The sequence below is a fragment of the Pseudomonas batumici genome (assembly GCF_036585405.1).
Classification (GTDB): domain Bacteria; phylum Pseudomonadota; class Gammaproteobacteria; order Pseudomonadales; family Pseudomonadaceae; genus Aquipseudomonas; species Aquipseudomonas batumici.
In genome coordinates, this window is sequence record NZ_CP144470.1 from 6,716,824 (window position 1) to 6,734,858 (window position 18,035).

Sequence of the window (18,035 nt, forward strand, 5' to 3'; positions counted from 1 at the left end):
CGACGGCGGACCCGCCCCCTTGGCCCGGCCATCGGCCCCTTTACCGTTATAACTATTCACTACCTCGCAACCATTGTTTAGCTGTACCGGGAATTTCGGACCTGTCCGGTACAGCCCGGGAGGACAAAATAGCATTCTCACGGCCCGCTGACGTGCCGCCCATTTTTCCTGGGCGGCCACTTGCAGCGCTTCCAGGGCCAGGGTTTCGTGAGTATGTTTTTACCGATCGTTCGTCATCTCTTTATCTTGAGTGTGGTGAGTCTTGCGGGTATCGCGGGGCTCTGCAGCAACACTGTCGAAGCCGCCATGGCGCCGCCCGGTGAGCTGAAGGCGTATGCCGAAGCCAGCTACATTGGTCTTGACCCGCTCAAGCCAAGCCGGGTCTTTTCGGCTCCGGTTTTTATCAAGGTCCAGGCCGTTGAAGCCCTGACCCTGACCGCGGCCGAACTCACCCACATCACGCCAGGCAGTGAAGCGCGGATCGCCTTCCAGTTGCACAACACCGGCAACGTGGCGACCAATTTCGCTTTTCGTGCAGAGTCCCTCGCCGCTGATTTCGCCTTGGAAGATATGCAACTGCATCAGGACGGCGATAGCCGTGATTTGCTGAGCGGCGGTGGCTTTCCGCTGCTGTTGGAAGCCAATGCTCCGGCACCGACGACCTTGTGGTTGAGCGGTCGACTGCCGGCACAGAAGGTCACGGGCCGGGCTCACCTCAAACTGCAGGCCACCACCCAGGGCGGCGTGCAGGAGAGCGCCCAAAGCTTTGTCGAACTGACCCAGGGCGCCAATGTCCAGGTGAGTCTGCTGGCCTCGAAAACCGCGGTTCAACCGGGCGACAGCGTGACCCTGACGCTGCGCGCGGGCAACCTGAGCGCTACCACCCAGGCCAGTGAAGTGGCCAGTGCCAACGGCACCCCGATCCGCATCGATGGCGCACCCCGTTCGGTGTTCCTGCTGCGTCAGCAACTGCCGGCGCATACGCGCTATATAGACGGCTCCCTCCGCGTGTTGGGCGCACGGCAAGGCGCGCAGACACTGTTTCGCCTGCGCAGCGCTCCGGCTTTCGAGTACCGGACGCAGTTGTCAGCCGCCGATGCAGCCAATGTCGCCGAAGTCGCGATTGCCTTGCCCCAAGGTTTGCCGGCCAAGCAGATGCCCGCCGAACTGGCGGTATTCAAACTGAATATCACGGAGCAAGCCTCGGGTAGCCTCAACAGTGTCCTGGATGCCTACTTCGGTGACGGTCAGGCGGACCGACCGCGACATATCAGCAGCGCGCCGCTGAAATTGAGCGTGGGGCAACTGGCCGGTGCCGATCTGCTTCCCTTGCTCAAACATGTCGGCGACTTCGCGGCTGACCAGGACGGCACCTACATCCTCAAGACCCGCAACGAGGGCGGTCAGCCCACCCAGGGTGTGCTGGAAATGAACACTCAGCTCCCCGGCGCCATGCAGGTTCAGGGCTCCCAGGGGGAGGGCTGGGAGTGCCGTCAAGCAGGACAGCAGCTGCGCTGCAAAAGCCAACAGGCCCTGGCGCCGGGGGCCGATTCCACCCCGGTTCAATTGACCGTGAAGGTTCCGGCCAGTGCGATTCCCCAGGGCAAGGCGGTGCTTGAACTGGAAACCCGTCTCGACGTCTCGGGCGGCGGTGAGTCGTCGACGCTGACGGCGAACAACAGTGTCCGCGATACTGTGCGCATTCTCCAGGGCGCCTCCGTGGCCGGTCGCGTCTGGCTGGACGAAGATCACAATGGCCGCTTCGACGGTGGCGAGGCGTTGCTGGCCGGCTGGCGTGCCCAACTCCTCTATGGCAATGAGATCGTCAACGAAGCGCAGACCGATGGTAACGGCGCCTACCGCATTACCGGCGTTGTGCCGGGGCGTGTCTATGGCTTGCGCATCCTTTCTCCGCAGGGGGCCTGGTACGGCCTGGCACAGGACCATGGCGACGCCAAGAGCCGACTGCGGCACAGTGAAAGCGTAGTGGAGTACCCGGCGCTGCAGGCAGGGATGGCGTTGCTTGAACAGAACCTGCCGGTATCCCCCACGGGTCGCCTCTATAACGCTGTCACTCGCGAGCCGGTGGCCGGCGCCAAGGTCACGCTACGGAGCGTGGAGAACGCCTTGACGGCCCGGGAGTTCCTGACGGGAGGGGAGCAAGAGGTGGTGACCGACGAGAACGGCTTCTACTTCTTCGATTTCCACCCGCAGGCACCGGCAGGCGTCTACCAGTTGGACGTACAGGCGCCGAGCGGTTATCAACAGGGTTTCTCGCGCTTGCTGCCGCCTCAGGACAAACACCTGGACATTCCAGCGGGGCAAGCCGGGGTGTACAAGGTCGCCTCGAGCTTGCGCGCCGCCGATGGCGCGGAGGCTATTTATTACAACGCCTTTGCCCGTCGCCCGGGCAGCCTGCGCCTGGCCAACAATCACCTGGCACTTGATCCTGACGAGGCCGCCGGCAAAGGCCTGGTCCTGCGCATGGAAGTCGATCGCCCGGAGGTCGAAGCGGTCGATTTCGTCAACTACACCTTGTTCGTCAAGCATGGCCTCAGCGGTTCGCTGTCGGGCTTGAAAATCGCCGATAGCCTGCCGAGCGGCTTCAGCTATGTGCCGAACTCGTTGCGTATCGCCGTTGCCGGCGCCCCGGCCAAGGCCGCGAAGGCCCCGGTAATCGATAAGTCGACAATGACGCTGGATTTCAGCGACGTCCCCCTGCCGGCCAACAGTGAAGCGGTCATCACCTACCGTGCGCGGGTGGGTGCGACCGTCAAGGAAGGCACGCGGGCGATCAATCGGGCCTCGGCCAGCGCCGGTGCCTTGACCTCCAACCAGGCCTCGGCGGTGGTGCATGTCGTCGCCGGGGTGTTCAGCAGCGATGCGTTCGTGGTCGGTAAGGTGTTCCTCGACTGCGACCAGGATGGCCAACAGGGCGAGGGCGAAATGGGCGTGCCGGGCGTGCGCATTTATATGGAGGACGGCACCTTCGCCGAAACCGACGTGGACGGTCAATACAGCCTCTATGGCCTCAAGCCGCAGACCCACGTGTTCAAGCTCGACCCCGTCACCTTGCCCAAGGGCAGCACGCCACTGGTGTTGAACAACCGCAACGCCGGTAACGGCAACAGCCGCTTCGTCGACCTGCGCAACGGTGAGCTGGGTCGGGCCGACTTCACCCTGGCCTGCGGCGTCGATGACGCGGTCAAGCGTGAAGTGCAAAGCCGCCAGAAGCGTTATGCGGCGCTACCGGACGAACTCGAAAACGCGGTGAAAATCCGTCTCGAGCAGACGATTACCCAGTTGAGCAGCACCAGCAACCTCAAGAGTCGCCCGGCCAGCGGCATCATCAATGCCAGCGGTCAGCCCGTGGCGGCTTCCAGCGCCACCGCAGGTCAGAACAATGCAACGCCTGTCGGAGGTAATCAACCGCGCAAACCCAATGCGCAGAAGCCGCAGTCGTTCGAGCAACTGCTGCCCACGGCCAGCAACGAACTGGAGTTTCTCGGCTTGAAGGACGGCGATGTCCTGCTGTCGCGGCAGACCAACGTCCAGGTCAAGGGTCGCAACCGTGGCGCCCTGCGCTTGCAGGTCAACGACAAGGTGCTGGGTCTCGATCGTGTCGGCAAGCGTAGCGAAGTGGCCGCCCGTGGCCTGGCGGCCTGGGAATACATCGGCGTCAACCTGCTGCCGGGCAAGAACGTCCTGACCTTGCGCCAGGCCGACAGCGACGAAGAAAAGACCATCACCCTGATTGCCCCGGGGGATCTCGATCGCATTGAAGTGACGCTGCCGGAAAAGGCCGTGGCGGATGGCAAAACCCCGGTGCGCATCCAGGTCCGCCTGCTGGATCGCGATGGCGTGCCGGTCGGCGCGCGTCTGCCGCTGACCCTCGAAGCCAGTGCCGGCCTGTGGCAGACCGAGGACCTCGACACACTGACCGCCGGCGCGCAAGTCATGGTCCAGGGCGGCGTGGCCGAATTCGACCTGCAACCGCCCAGCGAGGCGGGCGAGGTGTTGATTCGCGTGTCCAGCGGCAAGCAGAAAACCGAAGAGCGCCTGGGCCTGGTACCGGAACTGCGCGACATGATCGCCAACGGTATCCTCGAAGGCGTCGTCAACCTGCGCAATGGCTCGATCCAGGCGGCCGGTTCACGGGACGGCTTCGAGCGCGAACTGCGCAGTTTCAGCCGCAGTTGGAACGACGGCAAAGGCAGCGCCGCCGGGCGTGCCGCGTTCTTCCTCAAAGGCAAGGTCAAGGGCGAGTACCTGCTCACCGCGGCCTACGACAGCGACAAGGACATCAAGGACCGCATGTTCCGCGACATCCAGCCGGACCGTTACTACCCGGTCTATGGTGACTCTTCGTTGCGTGGTTTCGATGCCCAATCCACCAGCAAGCTCTACCTGCGCGTGGACAAAGACCGTTCGTACCTGGTCTATGGTGACTTCTCGACCTCTTCCAACGCGACCCTGCGCCAGTTAACCCAATACAACCGCTCGGTCACCGGCCTGCAGCACCATCTGGAGCACGGCAAGGTCAGCACCGACCTGTTCGTCAGCCGCGACAACCTCACCCAGCGCGTGGTCTGGATCCAGCCCAACGGCACTTCCGGTCCGTTCCGCGTGATCGAGGGCGACTACATCGAGAACAGCGAGCGGGTCGAGGTCATTACCTATGACCGCAACCAGCCCGGGCTGATTGCCGACAGCAAGACCCTCAGCCGTGGCGCCGACTACGAGATCGAGCCGGTCAGCGGTCACCTGCTCTTTACCCAGCAGCAATCCAGCCTCGATCGGGACACCCTCAACCCGCGCAAGATCCGCGTCACTTACGAAGCCAAAGGCACGGGTGAGAACTTCTGGTTGATCGGCGGCGATGTCCAGGTGCAAGTCACCGAGAAGGTCAAGGTCGGCGCCGTCGCGGTTGACGACCGCAACCCCCACGCCGAGCGTCAACTGCGGGGCGCGACCCTGCAAGTCGACCTGGCCAAGGGCACCCGCTTGAACGCCGAGCTGGCCCAGACCAAGGCCCCGGAAGTGGAAAGGACCACCGCCGGCACCCTCAATAACACCGGCAATAGCCGTGGCATTGGCGGTAAAGGGCAGGGTGCCCGCGTCGAACTGAATCACGAAGACGGCGATCTCAAGGCGCAGGTCAGCGCGGTGAAGACCGATGACGGCTTCGACAACGTCAGCGCCCCGGTCGGCGCCGGCCAGACCGACCTGCGTGCCCGCACCGACTACCGCATCGACCAGAAGCACACCCTCAAGAGTGAAGTGATTCACTCCAAGAGCAGCCAACAGGACCTCAACAGCGACCGTAGTGGCGGCACACTCAGCGTCGAACGTCTGCTCAACGAAAACCTGCGCGCCGAAGTCGGCACCCGCATTGCCCATGGCACAGCACAAAACATCGAAGGCGAGAAGCAGGAGATCGACCTCAAGACCGTCCGCGGCAAACTCACCACGGCCGTGCCCCAGCTGAGTGGTGCCAGCGCCTATACCGAATACGAGCAAGACGTCAGGGACAGCGAAAAACGCATGCTGGCGTTCGGCGGCGACTATCGGATGAAGTCCGGCGGTCGGCTCTATGGTCGTCATGAGGCGATCTCCAGCCTCGGCAGCCTCTACGACCTGGGCAGCCAGAAAGGCAACTACCGCACGCTGGCCGGTGCCGAAGGCCAATACATGAAAGACGGCAGCGCCTTCAGCGAATACCGCGAGGGCGGCGGTCTTGATACCCGGGGCGCCGAAGCGGCCTACGGGGTGCGTAACGGCTGGGATCTGGATCAGGGCTTGCGCGCCAGCACCAGCTTCGAGCGCACCAAGGCCCTGGGCGGCAAGGCCGGCGAAGAGTCCACCGCCGTGACCGGTACGTTGGAATACCTCGGCAGCAAGCGCTGGAAGGGCAGCACCAGCCTCGAGCTGCGCCGTGCCCGCCATGAAGAGAGCGTGCTCAACACCTTCAGCCTCGGCTACAGGATCGACCCGGACTGGACGCTGCTCGGCAAAAGCGTGGTCTATGTGGTCAATGGCCGTGGCGAGCGCTCACGCGGCGACAGCCTGCGCATGCGCCAGCGACTCGGCGCCGCTTACCGGCCGACCGCCAGCAACGGCTTCGATGCCCTGGGTTACTACGAACACCGGCTGGAAACCGGCGATCTGGCCACCGGCGACAGCAACCGTCGCCATGCCCATATCCTGTCCACCCACGCCAATGTGCAGCCCTGGACCGATACGACGTTCTCCGGGCGCTACGCCTTCAAGCAAGTCAATGAAAGCGGCGCTGGCCTGGCCAGTCGCACCACCGGCCACCTGGTGTCCGGGCGGGTGACCCATGACCTGAACGAGAAGTGGGATGTCGGCCTCTCCGGCTCGGTGATGTTCGACGGTGCCAATGCCCGTCAGAGCGCGCTGGGGCTGGAAGCTGGCCGCGTGATCAAGGACGACTTGTGGGTGTCCGTGGGCTACAACTTTTTTGGGTTTATCGATCGCGACTTCAGCGACACGACGGAGACGGCGCAGGGGATTTACCTGCGGATGCGTTATAAGTTTGATGAGAATAGCTTCTAGTTTTCTATGTCAGTGCATTCTAAATAATTTTGATGGAATGGGTCGCATGTTAAGAGTATTGATTTATCTGATTGTATTGTTCATGCCGATTTTTGGACATTGCGCTGGGGTGTCTTTTAACAATACCCCCAAACCAGAATACAAGATAGGTGAGTCTGTACGCTTCTCTGCGCAGACTACTAGCGGGTTTTGGGAAACTATTGACTTCTGCTCGGCGGGGGTGAGCGGTCCAAACGATATAAGTATCAAGCTTGTAGCAATTGATGACAACGCTGGTCACACTTGGAAGCATTGTCAGAGTGCTTCTACTTTTAAAGGTGAGTTTCTCGTGAGCTCGAAATTCTTGAAAGGGGGGAGTACAAGGTCGGTATTTATGGGCAGGGCTCGGGCGGTAGCAATAGTTCCGATAAGTACTTTAAGGTTGCATCTAGCTCGGTGATTAGCAATCCGAGATTTAAAGGCTCTGATGTGATGATGTTTGATTTCTCTTTTACTAGAAGGGATATGCAGGCCAACTACTACTGGGTTGCTTTTTATAAGGATCCGCAAGAGTCGGCCTATAAATATTTTCCTATTAATCTTGATTCCCCTAGTGGGGTCTTGCTGACTGGGTCGGCTAATATAAAAGATCTAGATACGGGCAAATATTTTGTGAAGGTTTGGGCGGGTAGCGAAAATAGCTGGGGACCTGCCCAGCATGTCGAGAGTTTCGGATATATGACCGTGGGGGAGAAGCCCGTTCTCGAGAGTTGGAGTGTGGATGGATCCAATCTCAAAGCTCCGCTGAAGGACTTTTCGGTTAAAGGAAAGCTCTCCTCGGGAAATTTTTCCGAGAAATATGTTTTGGATTTTGATGTGGATGGTAGTGGTGGTGGTACTCGTTACGAAGTGCCGGTTAATTCTTCTGGAGAGTTTTCAGCCAGCCTAAGTGTTAGGAGTGATAGTCTTTCGGCCGGAAAATACCGAATGGGCTTGCAGGCCTGTTATGAGAATAATCGTAGTGTGTGTTCCGATAGAGTGTATCGAGATCTGGTGGTTGCTTCTAGTATGAGCGCAAGCATTCAATCGGCGGCATTCCAGTCGATTAAAATCTTGAAGTTAAACTTCAATGAGCTCAAGGATTTGACTAGCTCGGATAAGGTCTTTGTCGGGCTTTATAATGCGGACGATAAATATACAGACTACGCACAGTTGGATCTCGACGTAAATAATAGAACAGCGACCGCCAGTTTCTCTGGTCTGCCTTATGGTAAGAGGTATGACCATATCAAAATCTTCACCGGCGGCAATGATTGGCACAGTAGCAATATTCGGCTCGACAAGGGGCCGAGCGTGCGTACACCTGGAAATCTCAGAGTGGAAACAGCGGAATTTCAGTCAATTAAAAATCTGAAACTAGAGCTCGGCGAGCTCGACGGCTTTAACAGCACGGATAAGGTCTTTGTCGGGCTTTATAATGCGGACAACAAGTATACAGACTACGCAAATTTGCAGCTCAACATAGATAGTAAAACAGCGAGCGCCAGTTTCTCTGGTCTACCTTATGGTAAGACGTATGATCATATCAAAATCTTCACCGGAGGCAATGATTGGCATAGTAGCAACATTGAGCTCGACAAGGGGCCAAGCGTGAGTACACCTGAAAAGCTCAGCCTGAGTCTGAGTGCCATCGACAGTGTGGAGGAAGACGAAGAGCTGACGCTCACTGGGACATTGGCCAACTTCAATGCAGCCGATGATTTCGAGTTCGAATACAAGCTTAACGGTGGAGAAGCGATATCGGCGGGTGAGCAGTCGGTGAAAGCAAATGGCCGCTTCTCGTTCAACGTCAAGCATGACCTCACAGAGGGCGAGGCCACGGTCAGTGTGCAGGTCAAAAGCATCGACCTCGATCTTCCGAGCGACTGGTCGACGGAAGAGACCGTCGAGATCACCTCGGCTAAGCTAGACCTGCCCAAACCCAAGCTGGAGGCCGACGAAACGGCTGTGCGGGCGGCGGGTACAAGCTTTACCTACCGGGTCACCCTGCCGGTTATGACCAAGCTGCTGAAAGACGCCGAGCTGGATTTCCAGCTGCCCAAGGGCCTGGAGGTCAAGAACCTGGCGTTCGCCGGTAAAGAGCACGGCCTCAAACTGAACAGCGACTGGAAAACCAGTAAAAAAGGCAACCTGCTGGCCTCGGGTTCGAGCGTTCCGGCCAACAGTGAGGTCAAGCTGGACATCGAGGTCCAGGTCCAGGAAGGCGAGGCCCGCGAAGTAGAGGCCGTTGTCACCGCCAAAGGTAGTAATGCGCGCAAGCCCGCCAGTAGCGATCCCGTCACGGTCACCCTAGTGCCAACGGCCGGGCAGGCACTCAAGACCTTCACCCTGGTCGCCGACACGGATAAGGCGCTCAAGGACAACGATGACTCCAAAGGCCTCAGCCCCGGGGACGAATTCATCTACCGCCTGGAGCTCGAGGCTGTCTATGGGATAGCGCCTCTGGAACTGGAGCTGGCCTTGCCGACCTCGTTGGAAGTCGCCGGTAAAGTCACCCTGGCCAAAGGTTCTGACTCGCTGGGCTTGAACGCCAAATGGGATGGCGGTAGTCAAAAACTGCTGACCCAAACGGGCGCCAAGCTGGCCGCAGGCGCCAAGCTGACCCTGGAAATTCCCGTGCGGGTAAAGGCCGCTACCAAGACCGCCATTTCCGCGCTGCAAGCCAAGGCGCGTAACCCGCAAGGTAAAACCATGGACGGCGAACGCGATTCGACCATGAGCGCCGTGTTGACCTTGCAAACCCCGGAACTGGGCAAGCCCGTGTTGAAGCTGGTCAAGACGCCGGGCGCCGATTTGGTGCCGGTCGGAACGGGCTTGAGTTATCAGGTGACGTTGCCCAAGACCTGGTCGAAGCTCGAAGATCTCGCGCTGAACTTCACCTTGCCCGAAGGCTTGAAGGCCAAAGGCGCACCCAAGGTGATCGCCCCTGCGAGTGTCAAGCCCAACAGTAACTGGAATGGGAGTACCGGCAAGCAGAACCTGCTGGACGCCGACACGACGCTGCCGGCCAACACCGAGTTGCAAGTGACGGTGGACGTCGAGGTGGTCGGCGAAGGGATCAAGCTGATCAGTACCGAGGTACAGGCCGAGGCGCAAGATGCCAAGGCACAGGTGTCGGAACCTGTGAAGCTCAAGCGTGGCCCGAGCGTGACGGCCAAAAAAGCCGAATTCACCGCCCTCGAAAAACTCAAGCTCGACCTGGATATCAAAGGCCTGGGCAAAACCGCCGCGGAAACCCTTTGGGTTGGCGTGTACCACAAAGATGCCAAGGTCAAGCGTTATGGCAAGCTGGATACTGACAAGCGCACGGTGGAGCTGACCCAGCCGTCCGGTAACGCGCATCTGCTCTACGGTACCGAGTACGACATCCAACTGTGGATTGGCGAAGATTGGGGCAAGATGCAGGCCGTGGCGCCGGCTGCTGCCCCTCTGAAAGCCACCACGCCCGCGGGAGCGGCGGTAAAGCTGGCCGCGATTCAGACCGCCCGGCCCGAGCAGAAAATCACCGTCAAGGGCACTTTGCTGACTTTCGACAAATCGACCGACTATGAACTGCTCTACCGGTTGGACAGCAAAACCGCGACTAAAGCAGAAAAACCCGTGATCACCGCTACCGGCGAGTTCACCTTCGACATCCCAGGCCAGAAGACCGGCACCTACGAACTGAGTGTGCAAGTGCATGAGCCCGGTACTGGATATGAAAGCCTGTGGTCGGAGACGGTGGCGATCGTGGTTATCCCCACCGCCAAGCAGGCCTTCGATCCCTTCACCCTGAGCGCATTGACCGGGACCAAGGACTGGGCGGATGCGGACCGTTCCGGCGGCCTGAGCCCTGGGGACAGTTTTATCTACGAGGTGACACTGCATTCGCGGTATGAAGCGAAGAGCCTGCAACTGCAGCTGGCGCTACCTAAACAGCTGATGCGTAATGACAAAGTGGACATCACTGCGGTCAGTGACGAGTCGAATAGCCGTGCGGTAAAGCTGCGGCTTCAGCAGGACTGGAACGGCGCGGCGAACAATCTATTGGTGAGCGCTGCCGACATGGAGGCCGGCAAGGCCGTTACGCTACGCGTTCCGGTCACGGTAAAAGCCGATGCCGTGGGCCCGATCCCGGCGTTGTATGTGACGGCCAAAGACAGTAAAGAGGCATCGCTGCTGGGCGAGGTCAACTCCACTTCAAGCCAGGCCTTACCCTTGGTACTGCCGCCGACGGTGGCGTTCGAGCGTTTGCAGCTCAAACTGCTCGACTGGCAGGACCTGGATGGTTCGATCGGTAAGAGCGCTGGAGATACGCTGACCTATCAATTGACCTTGAAAGCGCCGAAAACCGCCGACCTGCAAGATCTGAAGCTGAAGTATGTGTTGCCTGAAGGCCTGGAAAAATGGCGCGAGACCAAGGCCTCGGGAAGCCTGCCCGCCGGCGTGAAATTGAACGCCAAATGGACGGGAGCCAACGGCACAACGGAGTTACTGGGACCCAACGCCGTGCTCAAGGCCGGTGAGCAGTTGGTGCTCGATATCGTGCTGACCATTGATTCCACTGCGCCGTCCGGTGCGCTGTCGAGTACCATCGAGGCACACGCCAGCAACGTCACCGGGCCTCGAACGGTCAGCGATACGATCGATATCCAGACCGCCGGGTTTCCCGCGAATGAGGCGTTCGAGGCGTTGAAGCTGTCGACCGAAGAGGCGGACATCGCCACCCGCCAATTGCCTATCGGCACGGCGTTCGTCTACCTGATCGAGCTCAAGGGCGGCGAGTGGCAATTGCAGGACCTACGGTTGACGTTCAACCTGCCGGTCGGGCTGGAGCGCAACGGCAATCCTTCCTTGCTGACTTCTTCGTCGGCCAAGTTGAACAAGACCTGGGACGGTCGGGGCAATTTGCTGGAGGCCGGTTGTCTATTGTCTCCCAATGGCAGCATCAAGATCCGCGTGCCGGTGAGAGTCAGCGAGCAGGCAGGCCCCGGGCAACTGATCACTAAAGTCACGGCCCAGGCCAAGAATGTCGCGGGGAAAAAACAGGCGACCAGTTATATTGATGTAAAGGACAGGCCTGATACCGGCAGCTCGTTGTTGTTGCAGATGCAGGCGCCGGAAACGATCAAGCCGGGCGAGGCGATGACCTACACCATCAAGTTCTACAACCGTTCTCCGGAACCGCTGGAGGACCTGGAAATCCTCCAGCACGTGCCGACCTATACCCGCTTCAAGAGCGCGAAGTGCGGCAAGATGCCGGCACAGGCAACGCCCCTGATCTGCAGCGTGGCGCAAACGCCAGAGTCCGAGGATAACGATGAACCCGATCTCATCCGCTGGACCTTCAAGGGCTCGCTGCAGCCGGGGGACTGGGGGAACGTGGCGTTCGACGTGGAAGTCGCGCAATAACCGTGGACGGAGTGCCACCTTGGGTCAGGGAGCTTGGCCCAAGGTGTGATGGGTTGCTGTTTGATGGAACTCGGTCGAGTAAGATAGGCACTATCATTAGAGACGTTATGCCTGTTTTTTTTAAGATTGAATCAAGTGTTCCTACAGCAGTACCTTCTTCAGGTGCTAACAAGATTGTTGGAAAGTTCAAAGGTGCTCTAAAAACCATACGCAACGTCGTAAGGAGTCTGTCGTGTCGGCGTGTTGCTGGGGGCGATGAGCCCGACGGGGTCAATCCGGCTATCAATGCCGTTTACGGTTTTTCCCATCACCGCGGCGGACTGATTAGATGGCTGATGGAGCAGTATCCTGATGCGAAGATTGTGACGATTGACGAATATAACCTTTGTCTTGGGATTTCATCTGATATGTCGTTGCAAACCTTCTATCGAGTGTCTGAAGCGATCAAGCAAGGTACCTATAAAGAGCTGTTGAATGACCGCCAGATCAAAATGTTTTCTAAAGAGTATAAAAGTGATGGGCATGAGGAGCCTACGGACGACGAAAAGCGCTTGCATTTGCAGCGGGAAAAAGTAGTGGAGTGGTTTTCGGTGTTGCATGCTCACCAGGAAGATCTCGATATTGCGCGTAAATTGGCACGCAAGATCGAAGCGGTTCCCACTCGTGGATGGTTGCGCAAATTTGCATCGACTTCCAGGGAAGCGCTACAGGACAAACAACTGGAAATGTTCGTAAAAAAGAATGGTGATGCCAGCTATGGTCTGAAGAGCTCTGTGGCTGTGCAGGCGCTCAAGGTATTCTCGCATGCTGAAAATTACGCCGAACTGGTGCAGGCATTACCCGATGCAAAGACCCGTGAGTGGCTCGAAGATGCGGTGATAACTGCATTCTTTCGGCAAACCAGTAAAATAGGTTTGGAGTGGTTTGTAACGGATGCTGCCGCCAATGAGCTTCACTTTGTGACAGGGACCTATGAAGGAGGGGTACTTACCAAGGAAGAACTCTATGAGCGATGGTGGGCGGTTGAAGGTGGAAAGCATAAAGGTCGACATAAGGCGCCTATCACTTTTTCCGAGCTGCGGAAGGTAGGGCGGGACGAACTGGATGTTAAGCGGCATAGATGCGATCAGCTTAAAAGGTCTTCAGCGCTGTAAATCTGCTATAGGGGCCAATGCCATTCAGTTAAGTCCGAACATGCCCCCAACCTGTAGGAGCCGAGCTTGCTCGCGATGAGGCCCGTGAGACTGCTAAAAGCTTCGCGGGCAAGCCAGGACGCCGGACCGCCTGTTCCTAGCGCAGTATCATCGAACGCAGAAGGTTCTTGAACACATTGCCCGAAGTTGAGAAAGTTTTTTGCGCGCCAGGATGACATCCACCTGATTGCAGCCGATGTCCCTAAGCTCCCTATCAGTCAGCGCCTCCAGTTCACGCAGTCCCTGCGCATGACGTTTCCAGGCCCGGTACGAAGCCACGAGTCGAATGAATGTCGGTTTTATATTCATCTGCTTATATCCTTTATTCAGATAAAAATGACTGTTTCATGCCAGGTCCAGTCCGTAAATCACCCTGTCGGGTCGGACCTCTCAAGAGTCTGCGTTGGGCCTTGAAAAAACTGATTGAGACACGTCTGGTTTTTCCGTCGCCACGAATCAGCCTTGATTCATGGCAACCTGGCTGTTACACGGCAAAACCGAGCATGAGCCGTACACTGATATAAACAAGTAGTGCCATGAAACTTCCTGCGAACAAAAATGAGTAATTATGCACGGTAGGGAAACTCTTGTTGTCGGCGCGGTATTCGTCCATGTATTGCTTTGACCGTTCCATGGTTCGCCCTCTGTGATAGTGAGAGCCCTCAATAAGACAGAATATTTGGCGGCTTCGAATAGGACTTGTCTGGGTTTTAGCTGTGCTCGAGTCGGAACCCTTGTGTCATTTGACCCCTCTACATTTTTGGGCTAACGTTCCTGCCAAGGTTTAGCGAGTCGTCATACTGATGGAAACCGTATGGGTGATAAGGTGAAAGAAGGACGTGCAGATAGCCTTGCAATGGGGTTTGTTTGCAGATTATTCGCCTATTGTCTACCGCTGGTTTTGTTACTATTTTTGTCGCCGACCCATGCCGCAGACAGTAAATCCCTGATCTTGAAGGCTCATACTTACGCGGATATGCCTAAGAATGTTTCGATCAGTGCCGACGATTCGGCCTGGCTCAAGCAGCGCGGTGTTTTGCGTATCGGTGTGGCGGAGTCTGACTATTCTCCGGTCGATATCGTGAATGATCTTGATGAATGGGAGGGCATCGGCGCGGATTTTTTAAAGGTCATCAGTACGCTGCTTGGCTGCGAGGTCAAAGTGATCGGCTATCCCTACCAGGCCGACGCCCTCAAGGATCTGCAAAGTGGCAAAATAGATGTCATTACCACCACCACTGGCTTTGAGCGCGGGCTGTCGGGACTTTTGTTCAGTCAACCCTATGTGCGTAACCAGCCCATCGTCATCGGACGGGAGAATGACGCCACGCTGAGCACCGACCTGGACGGCAAGAAAATTGTCTTGCTGGATGATTATGCCGATCCCAAGGTGCTTAAAGCGCGTTATCCAAACAGTCAAATATCCTATGTGGACGATCTTCACCAGGCCTTCGAGCACGTTGCCGATGGCGAGGCCGATGTGCTGATCGGTGATGATATTTCCGCCAGTTTCTTTATTGCTCATAACCCCTTTCTTGAACTCCAGGTGAAATGGGATGCCAGTCTGCCCGCGGCGGGTTTTTCCTTTGCTACGCAGGCATCGGATGCCCGCCTGCTATCGCTGCTCAATGATGCGCTTGCGCAAATTCCGACGCGAACCAAAAAGGACATCCTGCAGCAGTGGACCTCGGGTCTTGGTCTGAGGCTTCTGGATAACACTTTTGTCTTGAGTGATCGGGAGCTTGAATGGATCGGCAATCACCCCTCGGTGCCGGTGATCGTGGCCGAGCAACCGCCCTATACCTATAAGAATGAGTCGGGGCGGTGGGTCGGCTTGAACATCGAGGTGCTGAATGCGATCACCCGTAAAACCGGACTGAATTTTTCCTTCATCGAGGGCGGCTCGATCAAAGAGCGAGAGGCGTTGTTGCGGGCCGGGCAGGCCAAAATCATAACGACCTTTACCGCCACGGCCGAGCGTAAAAAGTATCTCGACTTCAGCAGCGCATTCGGTTCACAAAGCTGGGTGTTTGTCGTGCCTGCCGGCGACAAGAGTCCGGAGAACCTGGCCGGCCTTGCCGGACGGCGTCTTGCGCTGTCGGCGGGGCATGCGCTCGAGGAGCATATTCGTCAGCGTTACCCGCAGATCATCCTGCTGCCTGTGCAGACCACGATCGAGGGCTTGAAGCTGGTCGCCCAGGGACAGGCGGATGTGGCGATCAGCTCCCAGGTCCCCGCCTATTATTTTGTCAGTCGGCTTTATCCGGGGGCTTTGAAAGTCGGGCGCAGTGTCGATGTCCGGCGCGCGCCGATGCGTTTTGCGGTGGTGAAAGGCGAAAGCGAGTTATTGGGTGTGCTCGATAAAGTCCTGGATTCGCTCTCGGTGGCGGAGTTGCGCTCGATTCGAACGCGCTGGTTGACCAAGGCCTCGGCGCAGTTGTCCGTTTGGGAAAGGGTGCCGACCTGGGTCTACCAGCTCGCGGTGCTGGCTATCGTGATCATCCTGCTTTCGTTGGCGTGGAATAGCCGACTCAATTACCAGGTCCGTCAGCGGCGCAAAGCCGAGGAGCAGGCCGAGCGGGCCAATCGGGCGAAAAGCGAATTTCTGGCGACGATGAGCCATGAAATACGCACGCCCATGAACGCCATCATCGGTTTGCTCGAGCTTGAGATAGAGCAGGCCAATGCCTCCGAATCCTTGTGGATGGCCCATGAGGCCGCACAGTCACTGATTGCCCTGATCGGCGATACGCTGGATATTGCCAAGATCGAAGCAGGCAACCTGGAGCTGACCCCGACCCCGACCGCCCTGCAGCCGCTGGTCGAGAGTGTGGTCAATATGTTTACCGGTCAAGCGAAGCAGAAGGCCCTTGAGCTGGGTCTGCGTTTTGATCCCGCGGCGGCGGGGGCCTACCTGTTCGATCCCATGCGCTTGCGCCAGGTGCTCTATAACCTGGTGGGTAATGCCATCAAGTTTACCGATGAAGGTTTCGTCCGAGTGGTCTTGCGTGTTCTGGAGGCAGACTCGACACACTGCCGACTCCAGATAGAGGTAGAAGACAGCGGCATTGGCGTTTCCGAGGCCGCGCAAGGGGAGATTTTCAAACCCTTTATGCAAGCCAGTTCGTTGACGGCTCGGCAGTATGGAGGCTCGGGCCTGGGGTTGAGTATTTGCCGCCAGTTGGTCGAGTTGATGGGCGGCTCGATTCATATCAGCAGCGAGCTTCAGCGAGGCACCCGGATTCAGATCGAACTGGATCTGCAACGTGTCACGGCTGTCGAGGCTGACCCCCTCGCTGCGCCGGCCGATCAGCGTCCGCTCACACGGCCGCTGCGCGCCCTGATCGCGGATGATTTTCCGGCCAACCGACTGGTTCTTGCTCAACAGCTCAAGTACCTCGGGCATGAAGTGACGGCCGTGGAGGATGGCGTGGCGGCGCTCGAGGCATGGCGGGCCGGCGCATTCGATGTGCTGATCACCGATTGCAATATGCCGGGTATGGACGGCTATGTCTTGGCCAGCGCCATCCGTGAGGACGAGCGCGAGAGGGATGTCGAGCGCAAACCGATCATCGGCTTTACTGCGAATGCCTTGATGGACGAGGAGGCCCGCTGCCTCGAGATGGGCATGGACCTGCTGCTGGTCAAGCCGGTCAGCCTCAATCAACTGGCACAGACCCTCGCGTTGACGATCTCGGAGGACGATGTCGCCAGTGCCTTCGATATTAACGAATTGCAAGCGCTTACTGACGCGGACTCGCAGATCACCAGGAGTTTATTGTCGGAGCTGCGCAAGAATATCCAGGACGAAGTCGAACGTATTACCCGCGCGGTCAGTCAAGACGACAGGGCGGCTATCGAGGCCTCCTTGCACCGCCTCAAGGGGGCTGCCGTTTTGATCAATGCGGTAGCGGTCGCGCGCTCCTGCATTGCCATGGATAGCGAGGCGAAGACGGGCGCTGCGGATCTTTGGCCGCATTGGGAGGATCTCAAAAGCGCGTTGCATGAGCTGGATATCAGCATTGGCCAACACTTGCAGAAAGAGGAGTGAGATCGGTGCTGTGGGGAGAGGGCTGCTGGCCACTGGGTTTCATGCTATCCAGACTGGGGCTTGGTGGCCAACAGTAGTGAGCGGGGCGAGCTAGGACCCCAGGCCGTTTTCCTGCACATAAACATAGAAGGCGGCATCGTTGGCAAGGCCGAGCTTGCGCATCGCACTGACTTTCTGCGCGCTGACGGTTTGCTTGCTGCGACTCAGGCGTGTCGCCACTTCCCCCACCGTCAGGCCAGAGGCCAGAAGCCGCATCACCTCGACCTCGCGGGGCGAGAGTGCCTCCAGCGGTTCCAGGCGGTTGGTACCCAGGCCGCCCACCATTTCGATGGCGCTCTTCACCGACTGGGCAATGTACTGTCTGCCGAGACTGGCCGCCTGAATGGCCGCCGGCAGTTCGTGGGATAAGCTGGCCTTGCTGAGAAGACCCTTGACCCCGAGGTTGAGGATCGAGGTAAAGAGCGCGGGATTGTTGAGCATGGTCACGACAATCACCGGCAGATCGGGGTGATTGCGGCGGACCCGCTCGATCAGCCTGAGGCCGTCATTCTGCTCATCGGCCGGCATCATGAAATCGGTCACCAGCACATCGCACTCTTGGCTATTGAGCACAGCGTTTAGCTCGTCGGGAGAGGTCGCCTCTCCGACAATCTTGAATGCGTCAAGCTTGCTCACTACGGCCTTCAGCCCGATCAAGAAGATCGGGTGATCGTCCGCTAACACGATGCGCACAGGCATTGGGGCTTCCTTGTGTTTGCTGTGTTCGGGGGGAAACGGCTCGATTC

6 protein-coding genes are annotated in these 18,035 nt (G+C 58.2%); 4 read left to right on the forward strand and 2 right to left on the reverse strand.

Annotated features, from left to right (window positions below; translation table 11 throughout):
* The first annotated feature begins 306 nt into the window (after positions 1-306).
* The 3 genes from NUH87_RS30860 to NUH87_RS30870 all read left to right on the forward strand — a co-directional run bounded on the left by NUH87_RS30860 (position 307) and on the right by NUH87_RS30870 (position 13,160).
* Positions 307-6,576 carry a hypothetical protein gene (locus tag NUH87_RS30860; protein ID WP_338524044.1) on the forward strand — a complete coding sequence of 2,090 codons (6,270 nt, stop codon included), beginning with the start codon at positions 307-309 and terminating at the stop codon, positions 6,574-6,576.
* Between the two features lie 504 nt (positions 6,577-7,080).
* Positions 7,081-12,006: a hypothetical protein gene (locus NUH87_RS30865; protein ID WP_338524045.1), complete on the forward strand. Its 4,926-nt coding sequence runs from the start codon at positions 7,081-7,083 to the stop codon at positions 12,004-12,006.
* Positions 12,007-12,113: 107 nt separating this feature from the next.
* The gene (locus NUH87_RS30870; RefSeq protein ID WP_338524046.1) at positions 12,114-13,160 is read left to right on the forward strand and encodes a hypothetical protein; all 1,047 of its coding nucleotides are present in this window, start codon (positions 12,114-12,116) and stop codon (positions 13,158-13,160) included.
* A gap of 147 nt (positions 13,161-13,307) precedes the next feature.
* On the opposite strand, the gene NUH87_RS30875 is transcribed toward NUH87_RS30870, so the two are convergent.
* Positions 13,308-13,508 carry a DUF1127 domain-containing protein gene (locus NUH87_RS30875; protein WP_338524047.1) on the reverse strand — a complete coding sequence of 67 codons (201 nt, stop codon included), beginning with the start codon at positions 13,506-13,508 and terminating at the stop codon, positions 13,308-13,310.
* A 505-nt stretch (positions 13,509-14,013) separates the two neighbouring features.
* On the opposite strand from NUH87_RS30875, the gene NUH87_RS30880 reads away from it, so the two are divergent.
* The gene (locus tag NUH87_RS30880) at positions 14,014-17,250 is read left to right on the forward strand and encodes a transporter substrate-binding domain-containing protein (RefSeq protein ID WP_338524048.1); all 3,237 of its coding nucleotides are present in this window, start codon (positions 14,014-14,016) and stop codon (positions 17,248-17,250) included.
* A 90-nt stretch (positions 17,251-17,340) separates the two neighbouring features.
* Here NUH87_RS30880 and NUH87_RS30885 read toward each other — a convergent pair whose 3' ends face one another.
* The gene (locus NUH87_RS30885) at positions 17,341-17,988 is read right to left on the reverse strand and encodes a response regulator transcription factor (protein WP_338524049.1); all 648 of its coding nucleotides are present in this window, start codon (positions 17,986-17,988) and stop codon (positions 17,341-17,343) included.
* Positions 17,989-18,035 lie beyond the last annotated feature (47 nt).